Annotated in this window: 31 protein-coding genes and 1 tRNA gene; 19 read left to right on the forward strand and 13 right to left on the reverse strand. The window is 63.8% G+C overall.

What is annotated here, in order from left to right; all coding sequences use genetic code 11:
* Positions 1–439: 439 nt before the first annotated feature.
* A complete protein-coding gene (locus BAY61_RS00050) occupies positions 440–901 on the reverse strand; it encodes a hypothetical protein (protein ID WP_091806387.1) in 462 nt (153 codons plus the stop codon).
* 296 nt (positions 902–1197) lie between these two features.
* Here BAY61_RS00050 and BAY61_RS00055 point away from each other — a divergent pair, with 296 nt between their 5' ends.
* The 7 genes from BAY61_RS00055 (at position 1198) to BAY61_RS00085 (ending at position 4832) form a co-directional block, all read left to right on the forward strand.
* Positions 1198–1590, forward strand: coding sequence for a hypothetical protein (locus tag BAY61_RS00055; protein ID WP_091806643.1), 393 nt, complete (start codon positions 1198–1200; stop codon positions 1588–1590).
* A gap of 33 nt (positions 1591–1623) precedes the next feature.
* Positions 1624–2403 (forward strand): aminotransferase class IV family protein, encoded by a 780-nt coding sequence (locus BAY61_RS00060; protein ID WP_091806390.1) that lies wholly within the window; start codon positions 1624–1626, stop codon positions 2401–2403.
* Between the two features lie 40 nt (positions 2404–2443).
* Positions 2444–2803 (forward strand): helix-turn-helix domain-containing protein, encoded by a 360-nt coding sequence (locus BAY61_RS00065; RefSeq protein WP_091806393.1) that lies wholly within the window; start codon positions 2444–2446, stop codon positions 2801–2803.
* A gap of 72 nt (positions 2804–2875) precedes the next feature.
* Positions 2876–3286 (forward strand): VOC family protein, encoded by a 411-nt coding sequence (locus BAY61_RS00070; RefSeq protein ID WP_091806396.1) that lies wholly within the window; start codon positions 2876–2878, stop codon positions 3284–3286.
* A gap of 105 nt (positions 3287–3391) precedes the next feature.
* Positions 3392–4354 carry an NAD(P)/FAD-dependent oxidoreductase gene (locus BAY61_RS00075; RefSeq protein WP_091806398.1) on the forward strand — a complete coding sequence of 321 codons (963 nt, stop codon included), beginning with the start codon at positions 3392–3394 and terminating at the stop codon, positions 4352–4354.
* A 177-nt stretch (positions 4355–4531) separates the two neighbouring features.
* Positions 4532–4723 (forward strand): DLW-39 family protein, encoded by a 192-nt coding sequence (locus BAY61_RS00080; protein WP_091806646.1) that lies wholly within the window; start codon positions 4532–4534, stop codon positions 4721–4723.
* Between the two features lie 36 nt (positions 4724–4759).
* Positions 4760–4832: transfer RNA gene (locus tag BAY61_RS00085), tRNA-Ala, on the forward strand.
* Positions 4833–4933: 101 nt separating this feature from the next.
* Here BAY61_RS00085 and vsr read toward each other — a convergent pair.
* Both vsr and BAY61_RS33410 read right to left on the reverse strand, forming a co-directional pair.
* The gene (vsr, locus tag BAY61_RS00090) at positions 4934–5233 is read right to left on the reverse strand and encodes a DNA mismatch endonuclease Vsr (RefSeq protein WP_338061477.1); all 300 of its coding nucleotides are present in this window, start codon (positions 5231–5233) and stop codon (positions 4934–4936) included.
* Complete coding sequence (locus BAY61_RS33410; RefSeq protein WP_256328075.1) at positions 5175–5324, reverse strand: very short patch repair endonuclease; 150 nt, start codon at positions 5322–5324, stop codon at positions 5175–5177. The genes vsr and BAY61_RS33410 overlap by 59 nt, the downstream gene beginning before the upstream one ends.
* 194 nt (positions 5325–5518) lie before the next feature.
* On the opposite strand from BAY61_RS33410, the gene BAY61_RS00095 reads away from it, so the two are divergent.
* Positions 5519–6895, forward strand: coding sequence for a DNA cytosine methyltransferase (locus tag BAY61_RS00095; RefSeq protein WP_170140112.1), 1377 nt, complete (start codon positions 5519–5521; stop codon positions 6893–6895).
* Between the two features lie 41 nt (positions 6896–6936).
* Here BAY61_RS00095 and BAY61_RS00100 read toward each other — a convergent pair whose 3' ends face one another.
* Positions 6937–7692, reverse strand: coding sequence for a hypothetical protein (locus tag BAY61_RS00100; RefSeq protein ID WP_091806401.1), 756 nt, complete (start codon positions 7690–7692; stop codon positions 6937–6939).
* A 250-nt stretch (positions 7693–7942) separates the two neighbouring features.
* On the opposite strand from BAY61_RS00100, the gene BAY61_RS00105 reads away from it, so the two are divergent.
* From BAY61_RS00105 to BAY61_RS00115, 3 genes are read left to right on the forward strand one after another with little or no spacing between them, the layout of a single operon-like run.
* On the forward strand, positions 7943–8647 hold the full coding sequence (locus tag BAY61_RS00105) for a hypothetical protein (protein WP_091806404.1): 705 nt from the start codon (positions 7943–7945) through the stop codon (positions 8645–8647).
* Positions 8647–10077: a hypothetical protein gene (locus tag BAY61_RS00110; protein WP_091806407.1), complete on the forward strand. Its 1431-nt coding sequence runs from the start codon at positions 8647–8649 to the stop codon at positions 10075–10077. The genes BAY61_RS00105 and BAY61_RS00110 overlap by 1 nt, the downstream gene beginning before the upstream one ends.
* Positions 10074–11888 carry a DEAD/DEAH box helicase gene (locus BAY61_RS00115; RefSeq protein ID WP_245865616.1) on the forward strand — a complete coding sequence of 605 codons (1815 nt, stop codon included), beginning with the start codon at positions 10074–10076 and terminating at the stop codon, positions 11886–11888. Before BAY61_RS00110 ends, BAY61_RS00115 begins: the two co-directional genes overlap by 4 nt.
* Positions 11889–11988: 100 nt before the next feature.
* On the opposite strand, the gene BAY61_RS33745 is transcribed toward BAY61_RS00115, so the two are convergent.
* Entirely contained in the window at positions 11989–12111 is a 123-nt protein-coding gene (locus BAY61_RS33745; RefSeq protein ID WP_256328070.1) for a hypothetical protein, read from the reverse strand.
* Complete coding sequence (locus BAY61_RS00120) at positions 12108–12710, reverse strand: hypothetical protein (protein ID WP_176879744.1); 603 nt, start codon at positions 12708–12710, stop codon at positions 12108–12110. The genes BAY61_RS33745 and BAY61_RS00120 overlap by 4 nt, the downstream gene beginning before the upstream one ends.
* 162 nt (positions 12711–12872) lie before the next feature.
* Here BAY61_RS00120 and BAY61_RS00125 point away from each other — a divergent pair, with 162 nt between their 5' ends.
* A complete protein-coding gene (locus BAY61_RS00125) occupies positions 12873–14081 on the forward strand; it encodes a sensor histidine kinase (protein WP_091806410.1) in 1209 nt (402 codons plus the stop codon).
* Positions 14074–14742 (forward strand): response regulator, encoded by a 669-nt coding sequence (locus BAY61_RS00130; protein ID WP_091806413.1) that lies wholly within the window; start codon positions 14074–14076, stop codon positions 14740–14742. Before BAY61_RS00125 ends, BAY61_RS00130 begins: the two co-directional genes overlap by 8 nt.
* Here BAY61_RS00130 and BAY61_RS00135 read toward each other — a convergent pair whose 3' ends face one another.
* The gene (locus BAY61_RS00135) at positions 14743–15318 is read right to left on the reverse strand and encodes a TetR/AcrR family transcriptional regulator (RefSeq protein ID WP_091806416.1); all 576 of its coding nucleotides are present in this window, start codon (positions 15316–15318) and stop codon (positions 14743–14745) included.
* A gap of 124 nt (positions 15319–15442) precedes the next feature.
* On the opposite strand from BAY61_RS00135, the gene BAY61_RS00140 reads away from it, so the two are divergent.
* Entirely contained in the window at positions 15443–17140 is a 1698-nt protein-coding gene (locus tag BAY61_RS00140; protein WP_091806418.1) for a DNA methyltransferase family protein, read from the forward strand.
* Between the two features lie 80 nt (positions 17141–17220).
* Complete coding sequence (locus BAY61_RS00145; protein ID WP_091806420.1) at positions 17221–17817, forward strand: HdeD family acid-resistance protein; 597 nt, start codon at positions 17221–17223, stop codon at positions 17815–17817.
* Here BAY61_RS00145 and BAY61_RS00150 read toward each other — a convergent pair.
* The 4 genes from BAY61_RS00150 to BAY61_RS00165 form a co-directional block, all read right to left on the reverse strand.
* Positions 17809–18045, reverse strand: a complete 237-nt coding sequence (locus BAY61_RS00150; protein ID WP_091806423.1) for a helix-turn-helix transcriptional regulator — start codon at positions 18043–18045, stop codon at positions 17809–17811. The genes BAY61_RS00145 and BAY61_RS00150 overlap by 9 nt on opposite strands.
* Positions 18045–18896 carry an ABC transporter permease gene (locus BAY61_RS00155; protein ID WP_091806426.1) on the reverse strand — a complete coding sequence of 284 codons (852 nt, stop codon included), beginning with the start codon at positions 18894–18896 and terminating at the stop codon, positions 18045–18047. Before BAY61_RS00155 ends, BAY61_RS00150 begins: the two co-directional genes overlap by 1 nt.
* Positions 18893–19777 (reverse strand): ABC transporter ATP-binding protein, encoded by an 885-nt coding sequence (locus BAY61_RS00160; protein ID WP_245866320.1) that lies wholly within the window; start codon positions 19775–19777, stop codon positions 18893–18895. The genes BAY61_RS00155 and BAY61_RS00160 overlap by 4 nt, the downstream gene beginning before the upstream one ends.
* A 170-nt stretch (positions 19778–19947) precedes the next feature.
* Positions 19948–20586, reverse strand: coding sequence for a pyridoxine/pyridoxamine 5'-phosphate oxidase (locus BAY61_RS00165; protein ID WP_091806432.1), 639 nt, complete (start codon positions 20584–20586; stop codon positions 19948–19950).
* Positions 20587–20635: 49 nt separating this feature from the next.
* Here BAY61_RS00165 and BAY61_RS00170 point away from each other — a divergent pair, with 49 nt between their 5' ends.
* On the forward strand, positions 20636–21160 hold the full coding sequence (locus BAY61_RS00170) for a DUF2020 domain-containing protein (RefSeq protein ID WP_091806435.1): 525 nt from the start codon (positions 20636–20638) through the stop codon (positions 21158–21160).
* A gap of 183 nt (positions 21161–21343) precedes the next feature.
* Positions 21344–21790 carry a DUF6918 family protein gene (locus BAY61_RS00175; protein ID WP_091806438.1) on the forward strand — a complete coding sequence of 149 codons (447 nt, stop codon included), beginning with the start codon at positions 21344–21346 and terminating at the stop codon, positions 21788–21790.
* A gap of 65 nt (positions 21791–21855) precedes the next feature.
* On the opposite strand, the gene BAY61_RS00180 is transcribed toward BAY61_RS00175, so the two are convergent.
* On the reverse strand, positions 21856–22533 hold the full coding sequence (locus BAY61_RS00180; RefSeq protein WP_091806441.1) for a hypothetical protein: 678 nt from the start codon (positions 22531–22533) through the stop codon (positions 21856–21858).
* A gap of 89 nt (positions 22534–22622) precedes the next feature.
* Here BAY61_RS00180 and BAY61_RS00185 point away from each other — a divergent pair, with 89 nt between their 5' ends.
* Both BAY61_RS00185 and BAY61_RS00190 read left to right on the forward strand, forming a co-directional pair.
* A complete protein-coding gene (locus BAY61_RS00185; protein WP_091806444.1) occupies positions 22623–23180 on the forward strand; it encodes a peptidylprolyl isomerase in 558 nt (185 codons plus the stop codon).
* Between the two features lie 91 nt (positions 23181–23271).
* The gene (locus tag BAY61_RS00190) at positions 23272–24219 is read left to right on the forward strand and encodes a rhomboid family intramembrane serine protease (RefSeq protein ID WP_091806446.1); all 948 of its coding nucleotides are present in this window, start codon (positions 23272–23274) and stop codon (positions 24217–24219) included.
* Between the two features lie 10 nt (positions 24220–24229).
* Here BAY61_RS00190 and BAY61_RS00195 read toward each other — a convergent pair whose 3' ends face one another.
* A complete protein-coding gene (locus BAY61_RS00195) occupies positions 24230–24643 on the reverse strand; it encodes a PH domain-containing protein (protein WP_091806449.1) in 414 nt (137 codons plus the stop codon).
* Positions 24644–24718: the final 75 nt, after the last annotated feature.

The following is a 24718-nucleotide window of genomic DNA, read 5'->3' on the forward strand; positions in this document are numbered from 1 at the left end:
AGCCCCCGTCTCCCCACCAGGGGAAACGGGGGCTGAGTGACATTCTGGGAGCCTACGCCGCTTCGGTGTCCTTGTGGCCGAAGTTGTGTCCATCGAACCGTCTGTGCCCGACGAATTTCCGCGATTGCTGTAGGACGTTCGGCGGCTGGTTCCTGGCCCAGGACGGTGCGATCGTGTGTCCGTGCCAAGACACGGATGACACGGGGTGAGGGCTGGCCGCTGTTTCAGGCTTGCCTCATGACACTGCTGGCGGCATTTCTCCTGTCGGAGGGTGCTCGGCGGTCGTACGACTGGTTGTGGCTGGCTACCACCGGGGTGGTCGCGGTTTGCGCGGTGGTCCACTGGGAGGTGTGGGCGTGGCGGCGCAGCGAACGTCGCGGTCCGGCGAAACAGCGTGGCGGATCTCGGAGTCATTGAAACGGTGGCCACGCTGACCGCATCAGTTCGATACGGGAGCCTCGGGCCAATAGCGTCGCTTCGCAAAGAGAATGTGGGCGGCGTGGACGGCTGTGAAGACGCACGATGCCCAGGTCAGAACAAACATCATCCTTCCGCCGTCGCTGAGGGTTGCCGGAACGAGGTTGCTGGCGCCTGCTTTGAAAGTGAGCATGAGTGCCGCGAGTGCGGCCAGCGTGGACGCAATGATGGGGAGCACGGGAGAAGTCGGCGGGCGCAGGTACATATAAGCGGATATCGCGACGAAGGAACCCAGAATTATCAGACTTATCAGTCCTATGCTGGCGCCGCGAGGGGTTCCGACGAGTTCCCAAATCGAATAATAGGTGATGGTGTATTCGTCGTTGTCCACGTTGTTGTAAAGCCTGACACCGCTCAGTGTCAGTCCGAGTACGGCTATCGGCGGGTAGAACGCTTGGTACGCGGGAACCGGCGACGTGGTCATCAGTATCCATCCTCGTATGGCGCGGGGTTCGAAAAAATATGGCTGGGAAGAGTTCTAGTGCTTGGTCGAAAGGCAGTGTGAATGAGTTCGTATCCCCCTGGTCGAAATATTTCCCGGACTCTACTTGACAGAGCAGGCCGACTTGGCGGACTAGCCCAGATCGATCAGGATTCGAGAAGCCCGTTGCCTTTGTGGCGACTAACGTCGCAAACATCGCAAACCGACCTACGACAGGAGCGACAGCGGTGGGTGCGTCCAAGAACGAAAGCGGCTTTTCCGAGCGGGAGCGTGCGGCCATGAAGGTACGTGCCGCCGAGGTGAAGAAGGAGTCGAGTCGAGGTCGAGGCAACAAGGCAGCCGCCGACGAAGCCGCCGTGCTGGCGAAGATCGAGCAGATGGCCGAGCCCGACCGCACCATCGCCGGACGCATTCATGCCATCGTCACGGGCAACACCTCCGAATTGGCGCCAAAGCTGTGGTATGGCCAGCCCGCGTATGCGAGAAAAGGCAAGGTCGTGTGCTTCTTCCGCAGCGGCCAGGATGACAAGGAGCGCTACTCGACCTTCGGGTTCAATCCGGAGGCCAACCTCGACGAAGGCGGATTCTGGCCGACATCGTTCGCGGTCAGCGAGTTGACCGCGAAGGCCGAGAAGGAAATCGCCGCACTCGTCAGGAAGGCGGTGAGCTGACCAGCGCCCGCGACGGGATGGAATTCTGGCTGGATGGAGCTGAATGGCGCCCCCGCGACGGTGGAGCAGTTGAGCGTGCTCGCGCTCGCCAACTACGGCCACTTCACCTCGATGCTCGTTGACGAGGGGCGTGCGCGTGGCCTGCACCTTCACCTGCAGAGGTTGGCGCGAGACTGTCGCGAGGTGTTCGGCGTGGATCTCGACACCGAGCGGGTACGTCACCACATCCGGCGGGCGCTCGGTGGGCGCTCCGGTTCGGTGATCGTCAGAGTGACCGTCTACGACCCCGCGCTCGATCTTGGCTCCATCGGGGCGGACGCCGATCCGCATGTCCTCGTGACCACCCGGACCGGCCCGCTCGCGCCGCCTTCGCCGTGGCGGCTGCGGTCCACCGTGTACGGGCGCGAGCTGCCCGAGGTGAAGCACGTCGGGTTGTTCGGAGCACTACATCGGCGCAGGGCCGCGCAGCGTGAAGGCTACGACGACGTGCTCTTCGTGAACGCCGATGGCATCGTTTCCGAGCTCTCGACATCGAACATCGGGTTCGTCAGGGACGGTGGCGTCTTCTGGCCGCGTTCGGAGTGGCTTCCCGGCGTCACGATGGCGCTGCTGGACGGCGTGCTTGGCGACCTGGCGACCTGGAAGCCGGTGACGCTGGCCGATGTCCCCTCGATGGATGCTGTCTTCGCGACCAACGCGGCGAGCGGAATTCGCGCCATCGCTGCTGTTGACGCGCATTGTTTGCCGACCGGACATCCGATGCTGCGGCGACTCGGCGAGATGTACACCGCCATCGCGCCAGAGGTGGTGTGATGGGACCGTGAGCCGGGCCGTCGAAGAGACCAACCGTCGCATGCTCAGGGCGAGAGATGCGATGGATCGCGCGTACGCGCAGCCGCTCGACGTTGCCGCGCTGGCCAAGATCGCACACGTATCCGCAGCGCATTTCACGCGCACGTTCCGGGCGACGTTCGGCGAGACTCCACACCGCTACTTGCAGCGGCGCCGGGTCGAGCGTGCGATGGCCCTGCTGAGGGAGTCCGATCGCAGCATCACCGACATCTGCTTCGAAGTCGGTTTCGGAAGCCCGGGGACCTTCAGCCGTACTTTCAGCGAGATCGTCGGCAAGTCGCCGAGGCAGTACCGCAAAGAGGCCGTGGTGACGAAGGTTCCGACGTGTTTCACGATGGCGTGGACGAGGCCGAGCTCCTGAACCGTCGGTCGTGGGGCGCACTGAGCAGTTTTGGATAAGTTTTCCGCCGCCTCAGGACGTAGCGTTTTTCTCATGTTCAACGCGATCACACACACGCAGATTTACGTCCTTGACCAGGACGAAGCACTCGACTTCTACGTAGGGAAGCTCGGTTTCGAGATCAACACGGATGTCGACCTCGGGGACATGCGCTGGTTGAGTGTCAACGTCCCCGGCCGTCCTGACCAGCAGATTCTGCTGGAGAAGCCGGGAACTCCCGGGACGTCGGCGGAAACGGTCCAGCAGATCCGCGAGCTGGTGACCAAGGGGGCGATGGGGGGCTGGTTCATCCTCACCACGGACGACTGCCGCAAGACCTACGAGACCCTGCTGAAGCAGGGTGTCGAATTCACGGACGAACCGACCGAGCGCCCCTACGGCATCGACTGCGGGCTCAGGGACCCGTTCGGCAACCGGATCAGGTTTACCCAGCTGAACGCCTGACCACTCGATTTGCTGTTTTCGCAAAGTTCTTTGTCGTTGTATCCCCAACTGTGGATAGTCGGGTCCGGGTCGCCGATACGTGCGACCTCGGACCTGGAGGGATACATGAGGCACAGGTATGACGTCGTGGTCGTCGGCGGTGGGGCCGCGGGCCTTGGAGCGGCATTGACGTTGACGCGGGCGCGGCGCTCCGTGCTCGTGGTCGATGCCGGAGAACCACGGAACGCGCCTGCGGGGCACGTGCACAACTATCTCGGGAGGGAAGGCATACCTCCCAACGAGCTGCTGGCCGACGGGCGTGCTGAGGTCGCGGGCTACGGCGGCGAGGTCGTCACGGGCAGGGTCGTCGCGGCCGAACGCCGAGCTGACGACGACTTCGACGTGTTGCTGGATGACGGCCGGTCCGTGTGGGCGAGGCGGTTGCTCCTCGCCACGGGGCTGACCGACGAGTTGCCCGACGTTCCCGGCCTCGCGGAGCGCTGGGGCACCGACGTGCTGCATTGCCCGTACTGCCACGGGTGGGAAGTGCGTGACCAGGCCATCGGAGTGCTTTCAACCGGACCGTTCGGGGTCCACCAGGCGTTGTTGTTCCGGCAGTTGACCGGCGACGTCACCCTGCTGGGGCACACCGGGCCGGAACTGTCCGATGAGCAGGCCGGGCAACTCGCCGCGCGGGGGATTGCCGTGATCGCGGGGGAGGTGACCGGCGTCGAGGTGCGTTCCGAAGGGCTGAGCGGGGTGCGCCTCGACACCGGTGCGGTGGTTCCACTCGCGGCGCTCGTGGTGTCGCCAAGGATGTCGGCCAACGTCAGTGCGTTCGCGGGACTCGGTGTCGAGGCGACCGACCAGTACCTCCAGGGGCATCTGATCGGCAGTTGCGTCGAGGCGGACGCCGCCGGTGCGACGGCGGTGCCCGGGGTGTGGGCGGCGGGCAACGTCACCGCGGTACAGGCTCAGGTGATCGGTTCGGCAGCTGCCGGAACGATGGCCGCCGCCGCGATCAACGGCGACCTGGTCCAGGAGGACACGCGTCGCGCGGTGGCGGAGTCGGCCGCGATTTGTTCGTGAGGGCAGCTATCCCATGGTGCTGCCGTTCGACATCGCGGCCCAAGCTTTCTCTTGGCCCAGCGGTTCTTGATCCACGGTTCCACGTGGAACCGTGACTCGACCGCGTGGATGGGCACTGGGTCGAGTGCAGTAGCATTCGTGATGCAGGATCAGCAGGTTGTCGAGGAGGCTCACACCGTGAAGAAGCTTTTGGCACTCGCCGTGGTCGCGGGTGGCGTTTTCTTCGTGATCAAGCGGAACAAGGACGCAAAGGCTGAGGCGGATCTGTGGCGTGAGGCCACCGCTCCCGCCGAGCGGCCTCTGGGTGGTGCGTCCTCGAATGGCAGCGCTCCGGCAGCCGCCAGCTCGGACTCCGCGAGCAAGAACTGAAACTCCGCCGCGGGCGGTGACTTCCGCCCGCGGTTCGGGGCTGTAGCTCAATTGGTAGAGCGCCGCTTTTGCAAGGCGGAGGTCAGGGGTTCGATTCCCCTCAGCTCCACACGATCTAATTGGGTCAGCTGACCTTCTCTTTGACTCGGGTCGTTGCTACCCGCGCACGGTGTCGCAACTCGGCGCGTTGTAGTGTGTTTTCACGGTAGATCAGCTACCTTCGAACCCATGTTCGATGGCGGTGGTGACTCGTTTGAAGGCGGTGTCCAGGGGCTCGTGTTCCCAGATGCGGATCACCACCCACCCCGCCGCGACCAGCACCTCGTCAGCTCGTCGATCGCGTTCGACGTTGCGCCGAAGCTTCGGTGTCCAGTACCAGTCGTTGGTCGTCGGCTGCCTTCCGTGTTCGGGACACGCATGCCAGAAGCAGCCATCCACGAAGACGGCGATTTTACGAGCAGTGAAGACGATGTCCGGCCGGACCTTGACCCCGTCTTCGAATCGGAGCAGATGATCTTTCCCGGTAGCGCAGGCCGTGCTGGTGAAGGGCGCTCCGCAACACGATCTCAGGCTTGGTTTCGGATCGGCGGTTGGCTCGCATATTCCGCGATCGACCCTCGTTCAGCGGGGCAGGGTAGAGGCCTTTGGCATGCGCTTCTGCGCGGCGGGCACTGTGGTCTTCGTCCGGCACGATCCTCCTGTGCGGCAGGTGCCTTTACGTGGTTCGCGGTCGTGCCGGAAGATACCTCAGGTTCGCCGTATGTCTGAAGATCCAAAATTTGAGGGGTAGGGCCTGTGGCAATCCCTGAAGCCGAGAAGCCGTTGAAGGTTGTCGAGATATGCGCCGGCGCGGGCGGTCAGGCTCTTGGGCTCAAGCAGGCTGGCTTCGAGCACGAGCTTGCGATCGAACTTGATCCCACGGCGGCCGACACTCTTAGAAGGAACCTGCGCGCTTGGCACGGGTTTCCGGAGAGGGCGGAGCCTGAGTCTTCCCGTGCAATGAAGAGCAAAGCTAAGAAACCGCTCGTTAGGACCTCCGTCGAGATCGTCGATGGTGTGATCACCGGCGACGTTGCCGCTGAAGAGGTCTGGGAAAAAGCCCACAAATCCGGTGTCGCCCTCCCGGAGGGGTTCGATCTGTTAGCAGGGGGAGTGCCGTGCCCTCCGTTTAGCCTGGCTGGCCAGCAGCGAGGTTCGACGGACGAGCGTGACCTATTCGCGTGGGCGGTGCATCAGTGCCAGATACTCAAGCCGCGCGCCCTGCTCCTCGAAAACGTCCGTGGTCTCAGCATGCCGAGGTTTTCCGGGTATCGGCAGGAGATCCTGGACCGGCTGATCGACATGAAGTATGTCGCCGAGTGGCGGCTGCTTAACGCCTCCGACTTCGGTGTGCCGCAACTCCGGCCGCGGTTTGTTCTGATAGCACTTCAAGAGGAATTTGCGCCCTATTTCCACTGGCCAGAGCCACAAGGCGATCCGCTCACGGTGGGGGAAACCCTGCGCGATTTGATGGGTGCCCGTGGCTGGAAAGGGCTGGATCAGTGGGTGGCGCAGGCGAACAACATCGCGCCCACGGTCGTCGGCGGATCGAAGAAACATGGTGGTGCCGATTTGGGCCCGACTCGCGCCAAGAAGGCATGGGCGCAGCTGGGGGTGGATGCCTGGGGTATCGCTGACCACCCGCCGGCTGAGGACGACGTCTTCGAGGTTGGGCCTAAGCTTACTACTGAAATGGTGCAGCTCCTCCAGGGATGGCCGCCGTCTGAATGTCGGTTCGCGGGACTGAAGACCTCGAAGTATCGGCAGGTCGGGAACGCGTTTCCCCCACCAGTTGCCAAGGCAGTGGGCCTAGCGATTAAGTCGGCGCTGCTCAAGCATGGGGACGCGGTCGATCGCGACATTGATACGACGCACGATCCGATCTACCGTGCGCTGCGTAACAGTGGCGGTTTCATGACCGCGGCGCAGATCTCCAGGGCAGTTGGCAAGGAGCTTGAGGCGCACGAGCTGGAGCATCGGATCTCTTTGCTGAGCAAAGACTTCGAGGTCGAGATCCAGGTGAACAAGAACAATGTCGCCGCGTTCAAACTGGGCGAATTCCGGGCGTTTGTCGGCCAGGCCAACCACCTTCGGCACGATCTGTTCAATAAGAACAAGTCAAAGATCAGCTGAGCGGAGTGCTGCCGCCGGCAAGGTTATCTTGACCTCTGCAGTCAGATGATCATCCTCAGCAGGGCGTCGGCATCTCCTGGCAGCTGGTGTTCACGCAGCGTAATCGACAACCGGATAACCTGTCGCTGATCCTCGCGCCCGCAGATCTGAACCAGAGTGTCGGCCAGGTCGTCGTACTGCTCGGCACGCAAGTGTGCGACGGATAGGGCGAGCTCGTCAGTGTCGAGGTGCTCAGACAGTCGCGACAGCAACGTCACGGTTTGTTCGTACTGGCCCAGCTTGGCCAATTGGATCACTTCGGTCGCCGCCTGCGGCGCCGGTCGCCCCGCAAACTTGTTGCCCTGCCGGTCCCCGGTTTCGCGGGGGACCGGCAGGGCAATAGGCGTGGCATTGCCGACCCCCAGTTCGTCGATACGGCGCTCCGCCTCATCAAGCTTGTGTACCGCAGACGCCTGACGAGCTGTGCGCCTGCGACCGTCCACGCCTTCTGCGTGCTGGCGCATACTCAGCAGTTCCTCGCAGGTCAATGGGAGGATGCCAGTGGTCAGCTCACTGATCGCCTTGTGGAACTTTTGGACGAAGTCTTCGGTTGGGAGATTTTTGCCCTGGAGATATCTGCAAAGACTTGACCTGCTTGCGTAGCTGGCCTCCATGGCTTTGAGCAGCTTGGACTGAGACGTCCGCCTGCCATCGACAGCGGGAATGCTGTCGTACATGTCCCGCAGTGCGTTGGCGAAGCGCTGCCGTTCCTCGGGCAGGTCCTTGCTGATCGTTGACCGGAGCTCCCCAGGCCGCATCCCAGCCCCTTACCGCTTGTGTGCAATTCCGCCGAATTCTACGCCTTGATGGCGCCTCTGAGTGTTGCGCAGTACATTGCGCAACACAAATTTCTATTTCTTGTTGCGCAATACCTGCAAGAACATCTTGCAACAAGAAATGCTGGCTAGTTGCTCCTGCGGTGTGCTCTTCTGGTCTTAAGAACCGTCGAGTATGTATGACGCTTGGGCGGCCATAGGCTGCTATGCGATTCGGCCTTAGGAGGAACGGATGGAGATGCCCTCGTGGAGGGACACGGACACAAAGCGCGGCAGCATGGCAAGGGGGGCGCTTTGGCTAGTACAGGAGATAGGCATCAATGGCATCTTCACCAAGAGCGACGTGCGCGAAGCATTTCCCGAAGTCTCCCAGATTGATCGCCGATTGCGGGACTTGAGGGATTACGGCTGGCAGATCGACACGCATCGTGAGGACCCCGAGCTGAAGCAGGATGAACAGCGCCTTGTCCAGGTGGGCGCTGAGGTATGGGTTCCTGGTCAGGCCAAGGCGAAGCCGAAGACCAGCGTTACCGCCGCACAGCGCAAGAAGGTCATGGAGGCCGACGGATGGCTCTGCCGATCATGTGGTCTCGCGGGAGGTGACATCTACGACGACGGGGCTACCGCGCAGCTCGACATCGCTCGCCGTAACGTGCTGCTCCCGGATGGCACTGAAGAGGTCCAGCTCAGCACCGAGTGCAAAAAGTGCCGGGTGGGCGGTAGAGGCAGCGTCGTGGATCTCGGCGAGATCCTGCGACTCGTGGAGTTGCTCGGCCCGCTTGAGAAGACGATCTTTGGCGGTTGGCTGAGCGCCGACGAACGTCGGCTCAGCGGTATGGAGAGGTTGTGGGGGCTCTACCGGGCAATGCCGGCTGATTCGCGTGCGGCCGTGCGGCGCGCCGTGCTCGGGGATGATGAACTGGGAGTGAGGGTTTGATGCATCAGGAATTTCCCGCGCCACCACGAGCCGCGGAATTCAGTGAGCTGGTGAAGAAGCGGCTTGCGGAGGTGAAAGAGGCTGGAGCCACAAGGGAGACCGTGACGGTTGACTGGAACGGGCAGCCGCTGCACGTCGACGTGATCGAGTCACCACTCAGCGGTCTGTACTTCAACCCAGCGACGCACCGTATCCGTGCGCAGCGCACGCACGACCCGAAACGCGACGCGGAGCTGAAAGCGGACCCGTACAGCACGGCGAGCCAGGAGTACTTGAAGTATTTGCTGCAGGCATCGCCGGCGGACCCAAACCGCAGGGACCCGGAGTTCGACGAGCTGCTTGTGAGTCTCAGGGACTTTAAACAGAACGACCCAGGGCTTATTACTCACCAGGGTGTGCTGGTCAACGGAAACACACGCGCTGCCGCGCTGCGTGAGCTCGGGGTTCAGTCGATGCGTGTAGGTGTGCTGCCGGAGTCGTTCACCTGGGACGATGTCAACGCGATCGAGCTTTCACTGCAACTGCGTAAGGACCACCGACGCGAGTACTCGTACATCAACAGGTTGCTTGCGATGGAGGAGCAAGCGTCGCTGGGACGGACACCGGAGAGGATCGCCAAGGAATTCCGCGTCCGGACCGAGACCTACGAGCAGGAGCGATGGATCCTCGGTGTGATCTACGACTTGCTTGACCGAAGCAAGGATCAGGAGCACGGGACCGCTCTGAGATTGATCGACTTCGAGCAGCACCAGGAAAAATTCAAGGAACTGTACAGGGCGTGGAAAAAAATGAAGGCGATTGATCCTGACCGCGCCGATGTCCTCAGGGAGCTACGGCTCGCCGCGATCAGCCTCGACTTCGCGAAGACCGCTGTCCGCAACATCGAGGACGGCTTGGAGTTCAGGGAGAAGTACCTGGACGAGCGGCTGCCGATGGAGTTCGCAAAGGCGAACTCCGCTGCCACAGCGGTCAGCATCCCAGGACTGGACATCAGCGTTTCCGGTACATCCAGCACGGTCGCGGCGGCGCGGGACCTAACCGATCAGATCCTGAAGGCGAAGGCGGCTCGGGGAGCTACAGATCTGCTGTCCGATGAGCAGAGCCGCGCCGCCAGCGAAGTCTATGACCAGATAAGGGGTGCGTTCGACTTGGCACTGGATACGGCCGAGCGTCGGGCCAAACTCAAGAAGCGCAAGCAGATGGCGCCTGCCCGTTTGGCGGAGGCGAGTACGAACATTGATCAGTGCGTTGCCGACCTCGCGCAGGCGCGCAGCTCACGCTCGCTAGACGAAGAAGCCTTTGACGATGCCGTGCTCAAGCTGAGGGATAGCCTCCGCAAGCTTGCCAAGCAGGCCGGCCGGGGCCTCCAGGATCCCGGCGACGGCGTAACGTGGCTGCTCGATGCGACCGCACCGGGGGGAATTCGGTGACCAACGGCCGGCCGGAGCCGTCGCTGCGCCTCGACTTCGATGAGACGCGAACCAAGGTCATGATGAAGACAGTGCAGTCGCACCGTGATGACCTTGTGCGGCTGGGCACGCGTTTCCGCACGGGGGCGCAGCTCGGTCCGCTGGTGATTGCTGTTGACCTCGATGACCTCCTCTCTGAGCTGAACCTGCTTTCGGCCTGGCCCAGTCCTGACAGCGTGCAATGGGCGGATGCGCTCGCCGAACTCGTCCGCAGCAACGTGGACGACTCCACGGCGGTGCGGACGCAGTTAGACAATCCGGGTGCCGGTGGGAGCATTGATGCCGATGACGTTCCTTCGCTGCTTGGCAACGACTGGGTCGGCGATCTTCGAGAGTTCCAGCGCAGGGACATTGCCCAGTTGCTCTCATTGAGGCACGGCGCGAACTTCAGCGTGCCTGGGGCAGGCAAGACCCGTGTTGCTTTGGCGGTGTTCGCAGCTCAGCGGGCGCGGGGTGCGGTTCAGCGCGTGCTCGTGGTGTGTCCCAAGTCGGCGTACGAGTCGTGGCAGTTCGAGAGCGTGGAGTGCTTTCGCAGGCCGCTTCGGACACAGGTCTTCGAACGCTCTATCGACTCGGCGACCGAGGTGTTGATCATCAACTACGAACGCCTCAGCAGGTCCGCTAGCGCACTAGCGGCCTGGCTGAAGGACGCACCATCGATGATGATTCTCGACGAGGCACACCGGATGAAGCTGGGAACCCGTGGCGCGTATGGCTCTGCGTGTATGGCGCTGGCACCACTGGCCCGCAGACGACTGATCCTCACTGGTACCCCTGCTCCGAACGGAGCGAAAGACCTCGAAAGCCTTATGGGCTTCTCGTGGCCGGGTTACGGCCACCGAACGGTTTCCTCGGCAGTTGCGGGCGGTGACCTTGTGCATGCCAGCACTGTTCTCCGGCCACTGTTTGCGCGCACCACGAAGCTCGAACTCGGCCTTCCACCGATGGATACGAAGGTGCGCCTGGTTGATATGCCTGCGTTGCATGGGCAGATCTACGATTCCTTGGTAGGGAAGGAGGCAGGGGCCTCAGGACGCGACGATCTCGCAGCATTGGGCAGGACCGCGCTACGGTTGCTGATGGCGGCAACCAGCCCCGCGCTGTTGCTGGACGGCGACACCAAATACGAGCCGCTCGAATACCGGCTGCCCCCGGCAGACATTCCTAGAGGTGACTCTCTGTACACGTTGCTGAAGCGGTTGCCCGACTACGAGCTGTCCCCGAAGTACCAGGAAGCGGCCGCGATCGTTGCTAAAAACGCCGCGCGTGGCAGGAAAACGCTGGTGTGGACAACGTTCGTGCGTAGCCTAACGACTCTGCATAAGCTCCTGGCGGGTTACCAACCAGCCATTATCCACGGCGGGACGATCGATCGTGCCGACGAACTGCGCCGGTTCCAGGACGATCCCGATTGCCTGGTGCTCGTGTCGAACCCGGCAACCCTTGGCGAAGGTATCAGCCTTCACCAGGTGTGCCACGACGCTGTCTATGTGGACCGCGATTTTGTGGCGGGCCGATTCCTGCAGAGTCTCGACCGAATTCACCGCCTCGGTCTCGCTGCGGATGTCGAGACGCGTGTGACCGTTCTTGCTGCTCGCGACACGATCGACGAGGTCGTCGAGTTGCGTTTGGCGAAGAAGCTTGAGTTCATGGGAAAGATCCTCGACGACCCATCCGTTCAGCAACTGTCGGATCTTGAGGAGGAGCCTGCGGTTGCGAGCGGCCTGGAGCCAAGTGATGTCCAGGCGCTTCTGAATCACATCAGCAGATGATGGGCATCCTCTCGGCCGGTGAATCGGTGACACCCTGACCGTAGATATTCGTCGGCCTGGGCCGGATCCCTCGGCGGTGAGCCTGCCTCCCTGGGGGTTCTCAGTCGTCCTTCCGGCTGTAATAGAGCACCACGCCGATGATCGCGGCGAGGATGACGATGGCGAACGGACCGACGGAGAAGGACCATGGGCCGATGCCGACGGTGTTCTCGGCGAGGTTCATCGGACCCTCCTGCTCATGGCGGCGGCGTCCTCTTTGGTGGCTTTGAAGAAGGTCGCATACACGGGACCCGTGAGGAGCCAGGCGATGTTGATGAGGATCAGCCGCGCGGCCCATGACCACAGCTCGTCCTCCCACAGCTCGTCGAGCGAACCGGGCACGTCCCATCCCGAGATCAGTTTCATCAACAGCATCGCGGGCACGGCGATCGCGCAGGCGACGACGACGCGGAACCAGCTTCGCCATTCGTGGCGGACCTTCGCCGGACCGGTTCGAGGTGGTCGGACGGGACGGGGTGCGCCGGCGAAGCGGTGGGCGAACCAGGCGTCGGCTCGCGTGATGACGTAGTGGCCGAAGCCGACACTGAAGCCGAGATACACGGCGGCGAGTCCGTGAACGGTCGTCGGGGTCGCTCCTCTGGAAAGGTCGAACGCCACCAGGAGGATGAGAACGAGGTCGACAACCGGCACGCTGACGAGCAGGAAGGTGCTGACCCTGCGCAGCTTCAGCAGATAACGCGCGCACAATCCGAGCAGCAGCAGCACCCAGAACGCGATTTCGGTCGCGAGGATGGCGCCGACGATCCAGGTCCCTGAGTCCATGACTCCACGTTCGCAAGATCGACAGTCGCTTTTCATCGGCCAGATGCCCTGACTCCGCTCCCCGTACGTAAACCCTTCGGGCTACGCCCCTCGGGGGTTGCCGAGGGCAATGCCGCCGGGTGGAATTGAAGGAACGGCCATCGAGCCAGGTGAGGAGGGGCGGTGAACGAGGTGGACGGACTGTCGCGACCTGCCACGCGCGACATGTGGGTCAGCGCGGGATACGTGCTGGTCGCGGTGGCGTTCGTGTTCGTGCCCGCCGTCGGCATCGAGTGGCGCCCAGCGTCGTCGTCGCTGGTGCTGATCGGGAGCATCGTCGCGGCCGTCGTGCTCGGCATCGCCCACGTCTTCCGTCGCTCACTCCCCGGTGCGGTCGTCGTCATCAGCGTGGTGACTCTGGTGACCGAGGCGGCCGTCACGGGCACGACCTCGTTCGGGGTGGTGCTGCTCGCCTGCGATGCCCTCTATTGTCTCGTGATCAGCCGGTCGACGCCCCAGACTTGGCGGTTGCTGCCCGCGCTCGCGGCGGGGTGTCTTTCGCTGGCTGTCGTCGGGCTGCTGTTGACGCCCGTGCTGGCCGCACCGCTGGTGCAGATGACGATCTTGCTTCTCGCCGTGGGTGTGACGCTGTGGTGGGGCGTGAGTGTGCGCATTCCGATGAACGAGGCCGACCACGAACGTGAACGCGCCGTTCTGCTCGCCGAGGCCGCCGAGGCGAAACAGCGTGCGGTGGTCACCGCGGAGCGGCTCCAGATCAGCCGCGAAATGCACGATGCCATTTCAGGGCATTTGTCAGCGATCGCGATGCAGTCGGCGGCCGCGACGGCAGCACCACAGCCGCTGGATGCCGCTGAACTCCGGTCGCGGATGGAGCGGGTCCGGACCTTGAGCTTGGACGCGATGGCGGACATGCGCACGCTCATCGAGGTGCTGCGCACCGAGGAATCCGGTCCGATCGCGGTGCCCTGCGACTGGTCGTCCGTCACCGACCTGATCGAACAGGCGAGAGCATCGGGTACCTCGGTCACCATGGTCGGTGACGACCCCCGTTCGGTCGATCTCGACCACCCTGGTGGAATCGCGGCATGCAATGTCGTCCGCGAGGCGCTCGTGAACGCCGCCAAACACGCTCCGGGTGGTGAGGTGACCATTGTGATCACTCGTGGGGACGACGAACTGGAGATCGCGGCGACGAACCGTTGTGAGGCACCGAGTTCTGTGACGACTCCCGGTTCCGGTTATGGACTGCTTGGTCTTGCGGAACGGGTTCGCCTGTGTGGTGGCGATCTTCAGGTCGACCGGTCAGCTGAATCGTGGACTTTGCGGGCCTGCCTCCCGTTGTCGGTCAAGCAGGAAGTGAGTCATGCCTAGAGTTCTTGTCGTCGACGATCACTCCTCGGTGCGAGCGGGTGTCAAAGCAATCCTCGCCGCCGATCCGCACATCGAGGTCGTCGGCGAAGCCGCGACCGCGCGGGAAGCGATCGGCGCGGTCGAACAGCTCGCCCCTGACATCATCATGCTCGACCTTCAATTGCCCGACCGGGACGGTATCGCCGTGTGCCGCGAGATCGTCGAGCGGACCCGAACGCGAGTCCTGATCCTGACCGCATTCGAGATCGAGGACAACATCACGGCCACGCTCGAAGCGGGGGCCTCCGGTTTTCTCGCCAAAACCGCGGAACCGGGCCAGATGATCGACGCGGTCCGCGCCGTCGCCGCGGGGCACGCCTATCTCACACCGTCGGTCACCCGGCACGTGATCAAACACGTGACCGGCCGGGTCCCCGAGACCTCGGTGGCTCGCCCGCGCGCGGTGTCGCCGCCTTCGCCCGAGCTGACCAGCCGCGAGCGGGAGATCTGGCGGCTCCTCGGCGAGGGACAGACGAACAAGCAGATCGCGAGAGAACTCACGATCTCACCGGCGACCGCGAAGACACACGTCTCGCGCATCCTGCAAAAGCTCGGTGTGTCCACGCGTACTCAGGCCGCTTTGCTTGCTCGTTCCGACGAGTCCCAGGTGCGCGAAGGCTGATCAGTTCGCGATGAACACGTCCAGTAGCAGGTTCATGCGTGCTTCGCGGAGGTCGGGACGCAGTCGTGCCCCCAGCATGAGCGTGGCGAATCCGTGGATGGCGCTCCAGAAGACCTCGGCGAGGGTGTCGAGATCGCGATCGCCAGCGACGGGTTCCAGTGCTGCCAGCAGCTCGTCGAAGCCGGCCCGCAGTTCTTGCGGCGTTTCGCTTGTGCCGAACGGGATGTCCAGTTGCTGGAGGAACATCGCGTCGTAGAGCGCGGGTCTTTTCTCGGCGAAGTCGAGGTAGGCCATGGATGCCGCTCGCAGTGCCTCGGTCGGGTCGTCCTGTGCGGACCTCGCGGCGTGCAATGCCTTGGCGAGTTCACCGAAACCCTGAATGGCCACTGCCCGCACGATCGCGTCCTTGCCCGCGAAGTGGCTGTAGAGCACGGGCTGGCTGTACTCGACGCTCTCAGCGAGCCGCCGGGTCGTCACGGCGTCCCAGCCTTCCCGCTCCGCGAGTTCTCTCGCGGTGTCGATGATGAGCTTGTGACGCCGCGCGCGTTCGCGTTCGCGGCGTTCCCGAATGGCCATGAGCCGAAATCTAGCACCGCTAGGCAGTCGAGCGGCCGACACGGTGTCGCGGCACGGCCGAAACCGGGCCGCCGCTTGTACTGTCGTCACGGCCGGTGACGACAGTCGATGAACGGGAGCCGACGTGAAGCTGCGCTCTGAGGTCAGTGCGGAAAAGCTTCGCGGCGGTTTCTACACACCGGCGGGCCTAGTGCGGCACGCATTGCATCGATTGGGCGAGTTGTTGGGCACCTGGGACGACGTCTCGGTACTCGAACCGTCGGTCGGTGACGGAGCGTTCGTGGACGGACTTGCCGAAAGTTCCCTTCCCGTAGGGAATTTCACCGGGCTCGATGTGGACGGTGGAGCGGTCGCCGTTGCGAGACAACGGCTTGAAAGGTCCGGGATTCCCGGCGAGATCCTGCGGTCGAGCACCTTGGCGTGGAGTCTCGACACCACAAGGGAATTCGACGCCGTCGTCGGGAACCTTCCGTTCGTGCGATTTCAGTTCGTGTCGGTACCAGAACGCGAGCATGCCATGCGGCACGGTTCCGAACTCGGGGTTCCCGTCGCGGGCGTGGCGAATCTGTGGCTGCCGATGTTGTTGGCCTCGCTGAGAAGACTCAGGGTCGGGGGAGCGTTCGCTCTCGTCCTCCCCGCGGAATGTTTCACCGGCGTGAGCGCGGGCAAAGCGCGGCAGTGGTTGCTCCGGACGGTGGACGAACTGCGATTCGATCTCTACCCGCCGCGCTCGTTTCCCGGTGCGCTGCAAGAAGTCGTTCTGCTGTCGGGAAGGCGAGCCAGGCCGAGTTCCTCCGAACTGCGGCCGCTCGTCGTCTCACTGCACAGTGCGCAACACTCGACAGCCTTGTTCGCGCAAGATCGTGGCCTGGTCACCCGGCACGCCGTCGCGGTGAACGACGCGCCGTGGACATCCCTGTTGCTTCGTCCCGAACATCGCGAAGCGGTGGCCGAGGCACGAGCCATACCCGCGGTGCGCAGACTCGACGAAATCGCCAAGTTCGAGGTCGCGACCGTGACCGGAGCCAACGCGTACTTTTCGCTGAACGAGTCCGAGGTGAGCGAGTTCGGTCTGCGACCGTGGTCCCGCCCCCTGCTCGCCCGCGCGAAACACGCGCCTGGCCTGCGATTCACTGCGCGGGACTACCGGAACAACGCGGCGTCCGGCCTCAAGGTGCACCTTTTCGACGCGACATCGAGCCCACTGGAAAGGAAACCAGGTTCCGGACTGGACCGCTATCTCCGCCGAGGTGAGGACGATCTGATCCCGACGAGGTTCAAATGCCGGATCAGGCAACCGTGGTACCGCATCCCCAACATCAGGCACGGCCAACTGATGCTCAGCAAGCGTTCGCACCACCATCCGAGAGTGATCGTCAACGACATCGGCTGTGTCACCACGGACACGATTTACCGGGGCCGAATCACCGACGGAGTCACCGGTGACGCTGATTTCGCCGCCGCTTTCCACAACTCCCTGACGCTGCTTTCCGCCGAATTGGAGGGCAGGAACTTCGGTGGCGGGGTCCTGGAACTCGTACCCAGCGAAGTGGGGAGGCTCGCGGTCGTCAGCGCGCCTGGCATGGCTCGCGACCTTCCTCGGCTCGACGAGCTGTGCAGGGAATGTGCCGCGACGGGCGATCCGGCGGTCGCGACGGAAACCATCGTCAGGGAAACCGATGCGTTGCTCGCGAAACAACAACTCGGGCTCACCGGCGACCTGCTCGATACGTTGCGGGAGGCGCACGAGGTGCTGCGGGGAAGACGGCTGGCTCGTGCGTCCGGTTCGGACGAGCCGGCCTCGTTGAATAACTCTGAATAACTCCGCCGGGTGAACCCGTTGGCGAGCCTCACGGAGGACGCCTAACGTTTTTCTGTCTTCGCCTGAGCAGGAGGTGCTTCATGACGACGACGGAGCCGTACCGGGCATTTGGAATGACGTTCGGCGGAGAACTGGCCGACGAGGTGCGCAGGGTCGCCAAACGCTGGTGGCTCATCACCCTGCTCGGCGTTTTCACCGCTGGTCTCGGCATCATCCTGCTGCTGAGCCTGACAACCGCTGTCGGAGTGCTCGCCCTTTTCGTTTCCATCGGACTCATCATCGAAGGCGTCGACGAGATCATCATGGCCGACCGGCACACGACCCGGTGGCCGTTCTACGTACTCGGTGCCGTGTGGATCGTTGTCGGGATCATCGCGTTGACCTGGCCGGGAATCACGTTGCTCGCGCTCGCCGTTCTGATCGGAATCGGCTTCGTCGTCGGAGGCATCCTCCAGATCGCGGCTTCGCTGACCTGGCGCAGGGGACTGCCGATGTGGGGATTGTGGCTCACTCTCGGCATCCTGACCGTCATCGCGGGCACGATCGCGCTCGTCTGGCCAGGGGTGACCATCCTGACGCTCGCGATCCTGCTCGGCATCGCGTTGCTGATGCGGGGCCTCGGCGAGATCTGGTTCAGTCTCCAGCTTCGTAAGGCCAAGGCCACCGCGTCAGGCTGATTGCTCGGCACCGATCCTCGGAAACGGGTGGATCGAGAACAACACCTCTATCGATACCTCGAAATACTCCGCCATGCGCAGCGCGAGATAGAGGCTCGGGCTGTATTCGCCCCGTTCGAGATAGCCGACGGTCTGGTAATGCACGCCAAGCGCCTCGGCGAGTTGCCGCCTGCTGACTCCTCTTTCGGCCCTGAGCACGGCAATGCGGTTGTAGATCGTCTCGCTCATCACGCGATCCTCTGCATCGCCTTTTCCCTGCGTTCGGCCACGCTGGAGCCGGATTCCCTTCGTGCCATCCTCCGCAAGACTATCGGCGCGATGATCAGGCCGAGAATCGCCCACAGGCTCAGCACGCCCACCGTTTCGAGGTGCCGCCACGACTCGCCGATTTCGACGAGGGCCATGTCGTCCGGCAGCAGCGCGGATCGCATCCCGAGACCGAGCCAGTAGATGGGGAAGATCTGCACGATGAACTGGAGCCATTCGGGAAGACCGGTGATGGGGTAGAAGATTCCCGAAGCGGCGACGAGACCCATGACCGGCAACATGACGATGCCCATGTTGCGGGGGTTCGAGAACAACGAACCGAAAACGGCGCCGATCGGCATGGTGGCGACGAGCCCGATCGCGAGAACCCAGGCCAGCGTGAGCCAGGCACCCGCGGTGTTCAGCGCGAGTCCTTCGAAAAGGAACATGCCGGGAATGAGCGTGATCGCGACGCTGACCAGCACCATCCCGGACACTGTCACGACCTTGCCGACGAGGTAACCGAGCATGCCGCCCGGTGTTGCCTTGGCGCGCAGCAGTGTGCCGTCCTCCCGCTCCACGGTGAGGTACTGCATAAGGTTGACCAGACCGCCGAAGGCAACGGAAACGCCGAGCACACTCGGCAGTGTCATCGTCCCCCTTGAGAAGTCCGTGCCGGGAATGGTCGAGCCACGCATGACAAGCATGACGACGAGCAGCACTACGGTGGGAAAAAGGTAGCCCCACAGGTCCTGCGGTGTCGTGAAGGTCTGCCGTAGTTCGATGCGGCCTCTGGCCAGCCCCGACCGGATGGCAGTCGTGGTGGGGTTCATCGGTTCTTCTCCTCGAAAGAGCGGACGGCGTCGTCGTGACGTCCGGCCTCGAACGTGCGCACCATCGCCATGTAGGTGTCCTCAAGGGAGGCCCTGCGCACTTCGAGATCGGCGATCGAGTCGCCGTACTGGGCGAAAAGGCCGCGGACGTAGGCGGTCGCGTCCTCGGTCGAGTGCACGAACCGCTCGCCGTTGTTCGACCAGCGAACCTCCGCTTCGGCCGCGGTGGTTCTGGCGAGCTCATCCGCCGTGCCGTCGGCGATGATCGCACCGCCTGCCAGTATGAGAATCCGGTCGGCCAGTTTCTCGGCCTCGTCGAGGTCGTGTGTCGTCAGCAGGATCGTGGTGTCGTCGAAGTCGGCGAGCCTGTGCACGAGATCGTGGAATTCCCTGCGGGCATGCGGGTCGAAGCCTGCCGTCGGCTCGTCGAGGAACAGCACCTCCGGCCTGCCGACGATGCCGATCGCGACGTCGAGCCTTCTGCGCTGGCCGCCGGACAGCTGGCCGACCTTCTTGCCCGCGTGTTCGCCGAGACCGACGACGTCGACGAGTTCGGCGGCGTCCCTCGGGCGGCTGATCCGGTCGGTCGAGTAGGGCGCGTAATACGTTCCGAGGTGTTCGAGCAGTTCCTGGACGCGCCATTTCGCATGGTCACGCCAGGATTGCAGTACGACGCCGAGCCGGGAGCGCCACGCCTCGGTGCCCTTGGCCGGGTCAGTGCCGAGAACGCTGACCTTGCCCCCCGAACGCATCCGGAAACCTTCGAGTATCTCGATGGTCGTTGTTTTTCCCGCACCGTTGGGGCCGAGCAGCGCGACGACTTCGCCGGGTCTCGCCTGAAACGTCACGCCGGTGAGGACGTCCGTGGTGCCGTAGCGCATGCGGAGGTCATGGACGTCTATCGCGGCTGTGTCGGTCGCGTCGGGGCCCTTTTCGGTCCGCGGCTTGGGAGAACCCAGCTCGCTCACGGACATGCGACATCTCCTGAGGTCCGATATATCCATCAACTGATAGCAGAGATGCTACATACGAGAGTAGGAGTGTGTCTATCTCAGGGCCAAAGCTGGTCGCGGCGCCAGCGCAGGCCCTCCCTGGTGAAGCGCAACCGGACGTGCTCGCGGTCGTGTCGTGCCTGCCAGAACTCGACGAGGTCGGCGGCGAGCAGGTATCGCATCCACGACGGCGGAACGAAGCCGGGTTTCTCGGCGATCAACCGCTCCGCGGCTTCGACGGCTGTCCTCAGGTCGGAGGCGTCAGCCAGTACCTCGGATTGATGACCAACGGCGGTCTCCACTTTGGAGGCGTCGGGTCTTGCCAGGAAGTCCGCGGCACCGGCGTCCTCGCCGAGTGGGCGTGCTGTTCCTCGGATCCGGACCTGTCTTCCCCTGTGCGGCCAGAAAAAGGTCAGCGCGGCGTGCGCGTTGTGGGCGAGTTGCTTGCCCTTGGGGCTTTCCGCGCTCGTCGCGAAGTACCAGCCCATTTCGTCGACGTCCTTGAGGATGACGACTCTCGCGTCGGGAAGGCCATCTTCATCCACAGTGGACAACGTCATCGCGTGCGGTGCGAGACCGGTCTCGCCCGCGTCGGACAGCCAGACGAGGAACAGATCGACGGGCTGTTCGGGAGCCGAGTCCACGTCGAAACCAGGAAGGTCGGGTGGGAATGAAGGCCAGCCGCGGAGTGTGCTCATACCTGGCGACGCTACTGCCGGAACGGGCTTCTGGTTCACTGTGCAACCTATGGGACGACTGCTAGTTCTCGGCGTGGTGTCCGCCGCTCTGCTCGCCGGCTGTTCGAGTGCGACCGAGTCGCAGGAACCACCCCCGTCCGCCTCGACGGCCGCGACCACGCCGGCGCTACCGCCGGAACCGGAGCCCTCGGCGGACCAGCCGTGTCCCTACCTCGATACCGATTTCGTCTCGCGGGCCAACGGGCAGATGGTCGACAAGGTCAGCACCTCGGCCGATACGCCGCACCCGACGTGCTTCTTCTATCGGCCGGACGGCGGGCTGCAACTCACTGTCCGTGTCTATTCCGGTGACCCGGCCGTGGCGACCGGCCTGGTCGACCAAGCGGCGCCGGTGGACACCTCGAACCCGACCGAGCAGCCCGCTGGCTGGTCAGGGGGTTACGAGGCGACCGACGACGGCGCCGTGTACGCGGTCGTGAAAGAAGGGGATGCCGTCATCGTCACCACGAACCAGGGACAGAGCGTGAAGGCCAGGAAGGTCGCACTCGAAGCGATCACCGGACTTGGCATCTGAGTGTGACGACCAGACACCACTGCGTGCAGGGCAAGTTGATCTTGTACTACTCTGGCCGGAACCGCAGGCATCGAGGAACCGACGCCACTACCGGGGTCCCACTGATGGGTATGCCGGAGCTGCGAACGACCCCCTGCGAGCCCCCAGAATCGTTGATCTCGAAGTAACGAAGGATAGAAACCCGTGGCTGACACCCTGAAGGAATCGCTGCTCGACTCCACCCGGCGCCCGACCGTCGTGACCGACCTCCAGACCCTGATCGACGAAGAGGTCTCGGGTAAGGGCGGCGTTTCGGGGACCGTCATCAAGACCGGCTACGCGGCCGTCAAGAAGATCAAGCCGGGCATCATCGGCTCCGCCGTCGACAGCCTGCTCGACGACTTCGTCGTCGCGCTTGAGCCGATCTACGCCGACTTCAAGGCGAGCGGTGGCGGCGACTTCTCGGCTTACCTGCCGACCCGCGCCGACGAGGCTTCGAACGCGCTGCTCTCGGTCACCGACACCCGTGCGGAAAGCAGCAGCCGCGACAGCATCAAGAAGGTCTACGGCAAGCTTCGCCCCAAGGGCAAGGAGAACGTCGAGGAGGCGCTGCCCCGCCTCGGTGCGCTGATCAACAAGCACACCGCCTGATCGGCGACCTGACAGCGAAGAGGCCCCTCACCGCACGGTGAGGGGCCTCTTCGGCGTCTGGCGAGCTAGCTCTTCTTCTGCTCGGTGTTCTTGGTCTGCTGACCGTTACGCGGGGCGCCAGGCTTGGGCTCCTGCGGTTCGCTCGCCTTGCTTGCCGGTGGTTCAGCCGGCTTGGGCGCGTCCGTGCTGCGCGGCGGTGCCGGCGCGATCGGCGGCTCCTGCTTCGACCGCGACGCGTACGCGACGGCGGCGGCCAGCGCGCCGAGGCCGATCAGCCACGGCAGTTTCCTGCGCTTCTTCTTCTCGCCCTTCGCGGCGGTCTTCGCATCGGAGATGGCCGATTTGAAGTCCTTCTTCGCCTGCTTGAAGTCGCGCTTGGCTTTGCGCTTCGAGTGGCCTGCCGACTTCGCGGCCTGAATGGCCGCCCTGCGTGCCTTGCGACCGGGCGCGCGCATGTCCTCGGCGCGTTCAGCGGCCACCTTCTTGGCTTGCTTCGTGCTCTTCGAGACCTCCTTGCTGGTTCGTTTCGCCTGTTGAGCCAGCTTCCTGCGGGTGCGGCGAGAGTTCTTGCCCAGCTCCTTGCGCGCGGCTTCCGTGCCTTCGGTCAGCCGCTGCTCGGCGACGTGGGCTGCCTGCGCCGCGAAGTCGGCCCCTGCTTTGCCGACCTCCCGCGCCCGCTTTCTCAGCTTGTGCGAGCCGTCCTTGACGGCCTCACCCGCCGACGCTTCCGCGGTCCGAGCCATCGCCCTTCACCTCGACAATCGTGTGTTTTCCAGTGGTCTACCTGGCCCCATCCTGCCCCTTTCCGGGCGATCGTGCCGCAGATGGCACGATGAATCGCGTGACTGAGAGCAACGGATCCCTCGGTGGAGCGAAGATGAAAGCCACTCTGCATACCAACCGCGGCGACATTCGGATCAACCTTTTCCCTGATCACGCCCCTAAGACGGTGGCCAACTTCGTCGGCCTCTCCGAGGGCACGAAGGAATACACACAGCCCAACGCCAAGGGCGAAAAAACTGGTCCCTTCTATGACGGCGCGATCTTCCACCGCGTTATCGACGGCTTCATGATTCAAGGCGGCGACCCGACCGGTACCGGACGTGGCGGCCCCGGATACCAGTTCGACGACGAGTTCCACCCTGAGTTGCAGTTCAACAAGCCGTACCTGCTCGCGATGGCGAACGCGGGACCGGGAACCAACGGTTCGCAGTTCTTCATCACGGTGGGCCCGACGGCGCACCTGAACTTCAAGCACACGATCTTCGGTGAAGTCGCCGATCAGGACTCGCAGGGTGTCGTCGACGCCATTGCCCGCGCCGCGACCGGCCCAGCCGACAAGCCGCTTGAGGACGTCGTGATCGAAAAGGTCGACATCGAGCGCGCCTGAGCTTTCCGGGTACCAGGTAAGTTGGAAGACGTGAGCAAGGCAGGCCCAGCCCGCGGCGTCGAATCGCCGCGCCCGACACCGCGGTAGCACTGTGAGCCAACCTCCCCCTTACCCGCCGCAGCCCGGGCAGTCGTATCAGCAAGAAGCGCTGCCCGGGTGTTGGTGGCACCCGAATCGCCAGACCGGTTTGCGGTGCGTCAGATGTGACAGACCGGCCTGCCCTGATTGCCTCCGTGAGGCTTCCGTCGGCTACCAGTGCATCGACTGCGTGCAAACGGGCCAGCGGCAGCAGCAGGCGCAGGCCGTGCAGTACCGCAAGGCGGGCTACGGCGCGAAAACCGTCGCGGGCGCGGTCGCGCCGAGGACCGCGATCGTCACGCCGGTACTGATCGTCATCAACGTGCTCGTCTACGCCCTCACGGCGGTGCAGGCACAGAGCCCGATGAGCAACGAGAGGGCCGAGTTCTTCCAAGACGGAGTGCTCTGGCCGATCGGAATGGTGCTCAGGGACGAATGGTGGCGGCTCCTCACGTCCGGGTTCCTGCACTACGGCTTGATCCACATCGCGATGAACATGCTCGCGCTGTGGGTACTCGGAAGGGACTTGGAGATCCTGCTCGGCAGGGCCAGGTTCATCGCCGTGTACTTCGTGTCGATGTTCGGAGGCTCGGCGGCGGTGTTCGCCTTCGGCGACGCCAACACGGGCACGGCGGGCGCCTCCGGCGCGATCTACGGCTTGATGGGCGCGATGCTCGTCGCCGTTCTGCGGCTCAAGCTCAATCCCGGCGCCGCGATCGGCATCATCGTGATCAACGTGGTGCTCAGCATTTCGTTGCCAGGCATTTCGTTGCTCGGCCACCTCGGTGGTCTCGTCGTCGGTGCGCTGGCCATGGTGGCGATGGTGTACGCACCGGCGAAGAACAAGGGCGCTTTCCAGGCGGGCGTGCTCGCGCTCATCACGGCGGCGCTGGTCGGCCTTGTGCTGTACCGGGATTCGGAGTTGTCCTCGCAGTTGTGCGTCCTGCTGGGTGCCTGTTAGGACGCCCGCGTCAGCCTGCGCGAAGGGCGACGAGTGCCTCGTGCACGTCGCGCGGATCGGTGCCGAGTTCGAGCCAGCCGAGCACGACGAGATCGTCCGATTCCACTTCGAGAACCGTGACGTCTCTTCCCAGTCTTCTGCTGGTGACCAGCCTGAGCTGTACCTCGCCCCACGCGAGCGTGCGCGTGCCGCCGACGGTACGAACGCGAAGTCCGGAGGTGCTTGCGGCGAGGCGAGGACGGACCAGCGTTCCGTGCAAAGCGGCTGCCGCGAGCGCGATGGTCGCGACGCCGAGCAGCACGGCGCCTGGGCGGTCGCTGGAGCCCGCGATGAATATCGCGCTCGCCCCGGCCGCGACGGCGAGCAGCCAGCCGACAGCTACAAGGCCAGCTCGGGGCGCCCAGGTCAGAGGCGAGTTATCCACAGGGTTTGTCCACACTGGGGATTAGTCACACTGTTGTAATTCGCTGTCAAGCCGCCGTTCGGACGATCCGAACCC

This window comes from Prauserella marina, from assembly GCF_002240355.1.
Classification (GTDB): domain Bacteria; phylum Actinomycetota; class Actinomycetes; order Mycobacteriales; family Pseudonocardiaceae; genus Prauserella_A; species Prauserella_A marina.

Coding starts and splice junctions, on each gene's coding strand:
- BAY61_RS00050 (WP_091806387.1), bottom strand. CDS start 901: ATGACCACGTCGCCGGTTCCCGCGTACCAAGCGTTCTACCCGCCGATA.
- BAY61_RS00060 (WP_091806390.1), top strand. CDS start 1,624: ATGGAGCTGAATGGCGCCCCCGCGACGGTGGAGCAGTTGAGCGTGCTC.
- BAY61_RS00070 (WP_091806396.1), top strand. CDS start 2,876: ATGTTCAACGCGATCACACACACGCAGATTTACGTCCTTGACCAGGAC.
- BAY61_RS00110 (WP_091806407.1), top strand. CDS start 8,647: ATGCATCAGGAATTTCCCGCGCCACCACGAGCCGCGGAATTCAGTGAG.
- BAY61_RS33745 (WP_256328070.1), bottom strand. CDS start 12,111: ATGAACCTCGCCGAGAACACCGTCGGCATCGGCCCATGGTCCTTCTCC.
- BAY61_RS00185 (WP_091806444.1), top strand. CDS start 22,623: ATGAATCGCGTGACTGAGAGCAACGGATCCCTCGGTGGAGCGAAGATG.
- BAY61_RS00100 (WP_091806401.1), bottom strand. CDS start 7,692: ATGCGGCCTGGGGAGCTCCGGTCAACGATCAGCAAGGACCTGCCCGAG.
- BAY61_RS00180 (WP_091806441.1), bottom strand. CDS start 22,533: ATGGCTCGGACCGCGGAAGCGTCGGCGGGTGAGGCCGTCAAGGACGGC.
- BAY61_RS00120 (WP_176879744.1), bottom strand. CDS start 12,710: ATGGACTCAGGGACCTGGATCGTCGGCGCCATCCTCGCGACCGAAATC.
- BAY61_RS00055 (WP_091806643.1), top strand. CDS start 1,198: ATGAAGGTACGTGCCGCCGAGGTGAAGAAGGAGTCGAGTCGAGGTCGA.
- BAY61_RS00165 (WP_091806432.1), bottom strand. CDS start 20,586: ATGAGCACACTCCGCGGCTGGCCTTCATTCCCACCCGACCTTCCTGGT.
- BAY61_RS00150 (WP_091806423.1), bottom strand. CDS start 18,045: ATGAGCGAGACGATCTACAACCGCATTGCCGTGCTCAGGGCCGAAAGA.
- BAY61_RS00065 (WP_091806393.1), top strand. CDS start 2,444: ATGCTCAGGGCGAGAGATGCGATGGATCGCGCGTACGCGCAGCCGCTC.
- BAY61_RS00135 (WP_091806416.1), bottom strand. CDS start 15,318: ATGGCCATTCGGGAACGCCGCGAACGCGAACGCGCGCGGCGTCACAAG.
- BAY61_RS00170 (WP_091806435.1), top strand. CDS start 20,636: ATGGGACGACTGCTAGTTCTCGGCGTGGTGTCCGCCGCTCTGCTCGCC.
- BAY61_RS00105 (WP_091806404.1), top strand. CDS start 7,943: ATGGAGATGCCCTCGTGGAGGGACACGGACACAAAGCGCGGCAGCATG.
- BAY61_RS00130 (WP_091806413.1), top strand. CDS start 14,074: ATGCCTAGAGTTCTTGTCGTCGACGATCACTCCTCGGTGCGAGCGGGT.
- BAY61_RS00075 (WP_091806398.1), top strand. CDS start 3,392: ATGAGGCACAGGTATGACGTCGTGGTCGTCGGCGGTGGGGCCGCGGGC.
- BAY61_RS00160 (WP_245866320.1), bottom strand. CDS start 19,777: ATGCGCTACGGCACCACGGACGTCCTCACCGGCGTGACGTTTCAGGCG.
- BAY61_RS00155 (WP_091806426.1), bottom strand. CDS start 18,896: ATGAACCCCACCACGACTGCCATCCGGTCGGGGCTGGCCAGAGGCCGC.
- BAY61_RS00145 (WP_091806420.1), top strand. CDS start 17,221: ATGACGACGACGGAGCCGTACCGGGCATTTGGAATGACGTTCGGCGGA.
- BAY61_RS33410 (WP_256328075.1), bottom strand. CDS start 5,324: ATGCGAGCCAACCGCCGATCCGAAACCAAGCCTGAGATCGTGTTGCGG.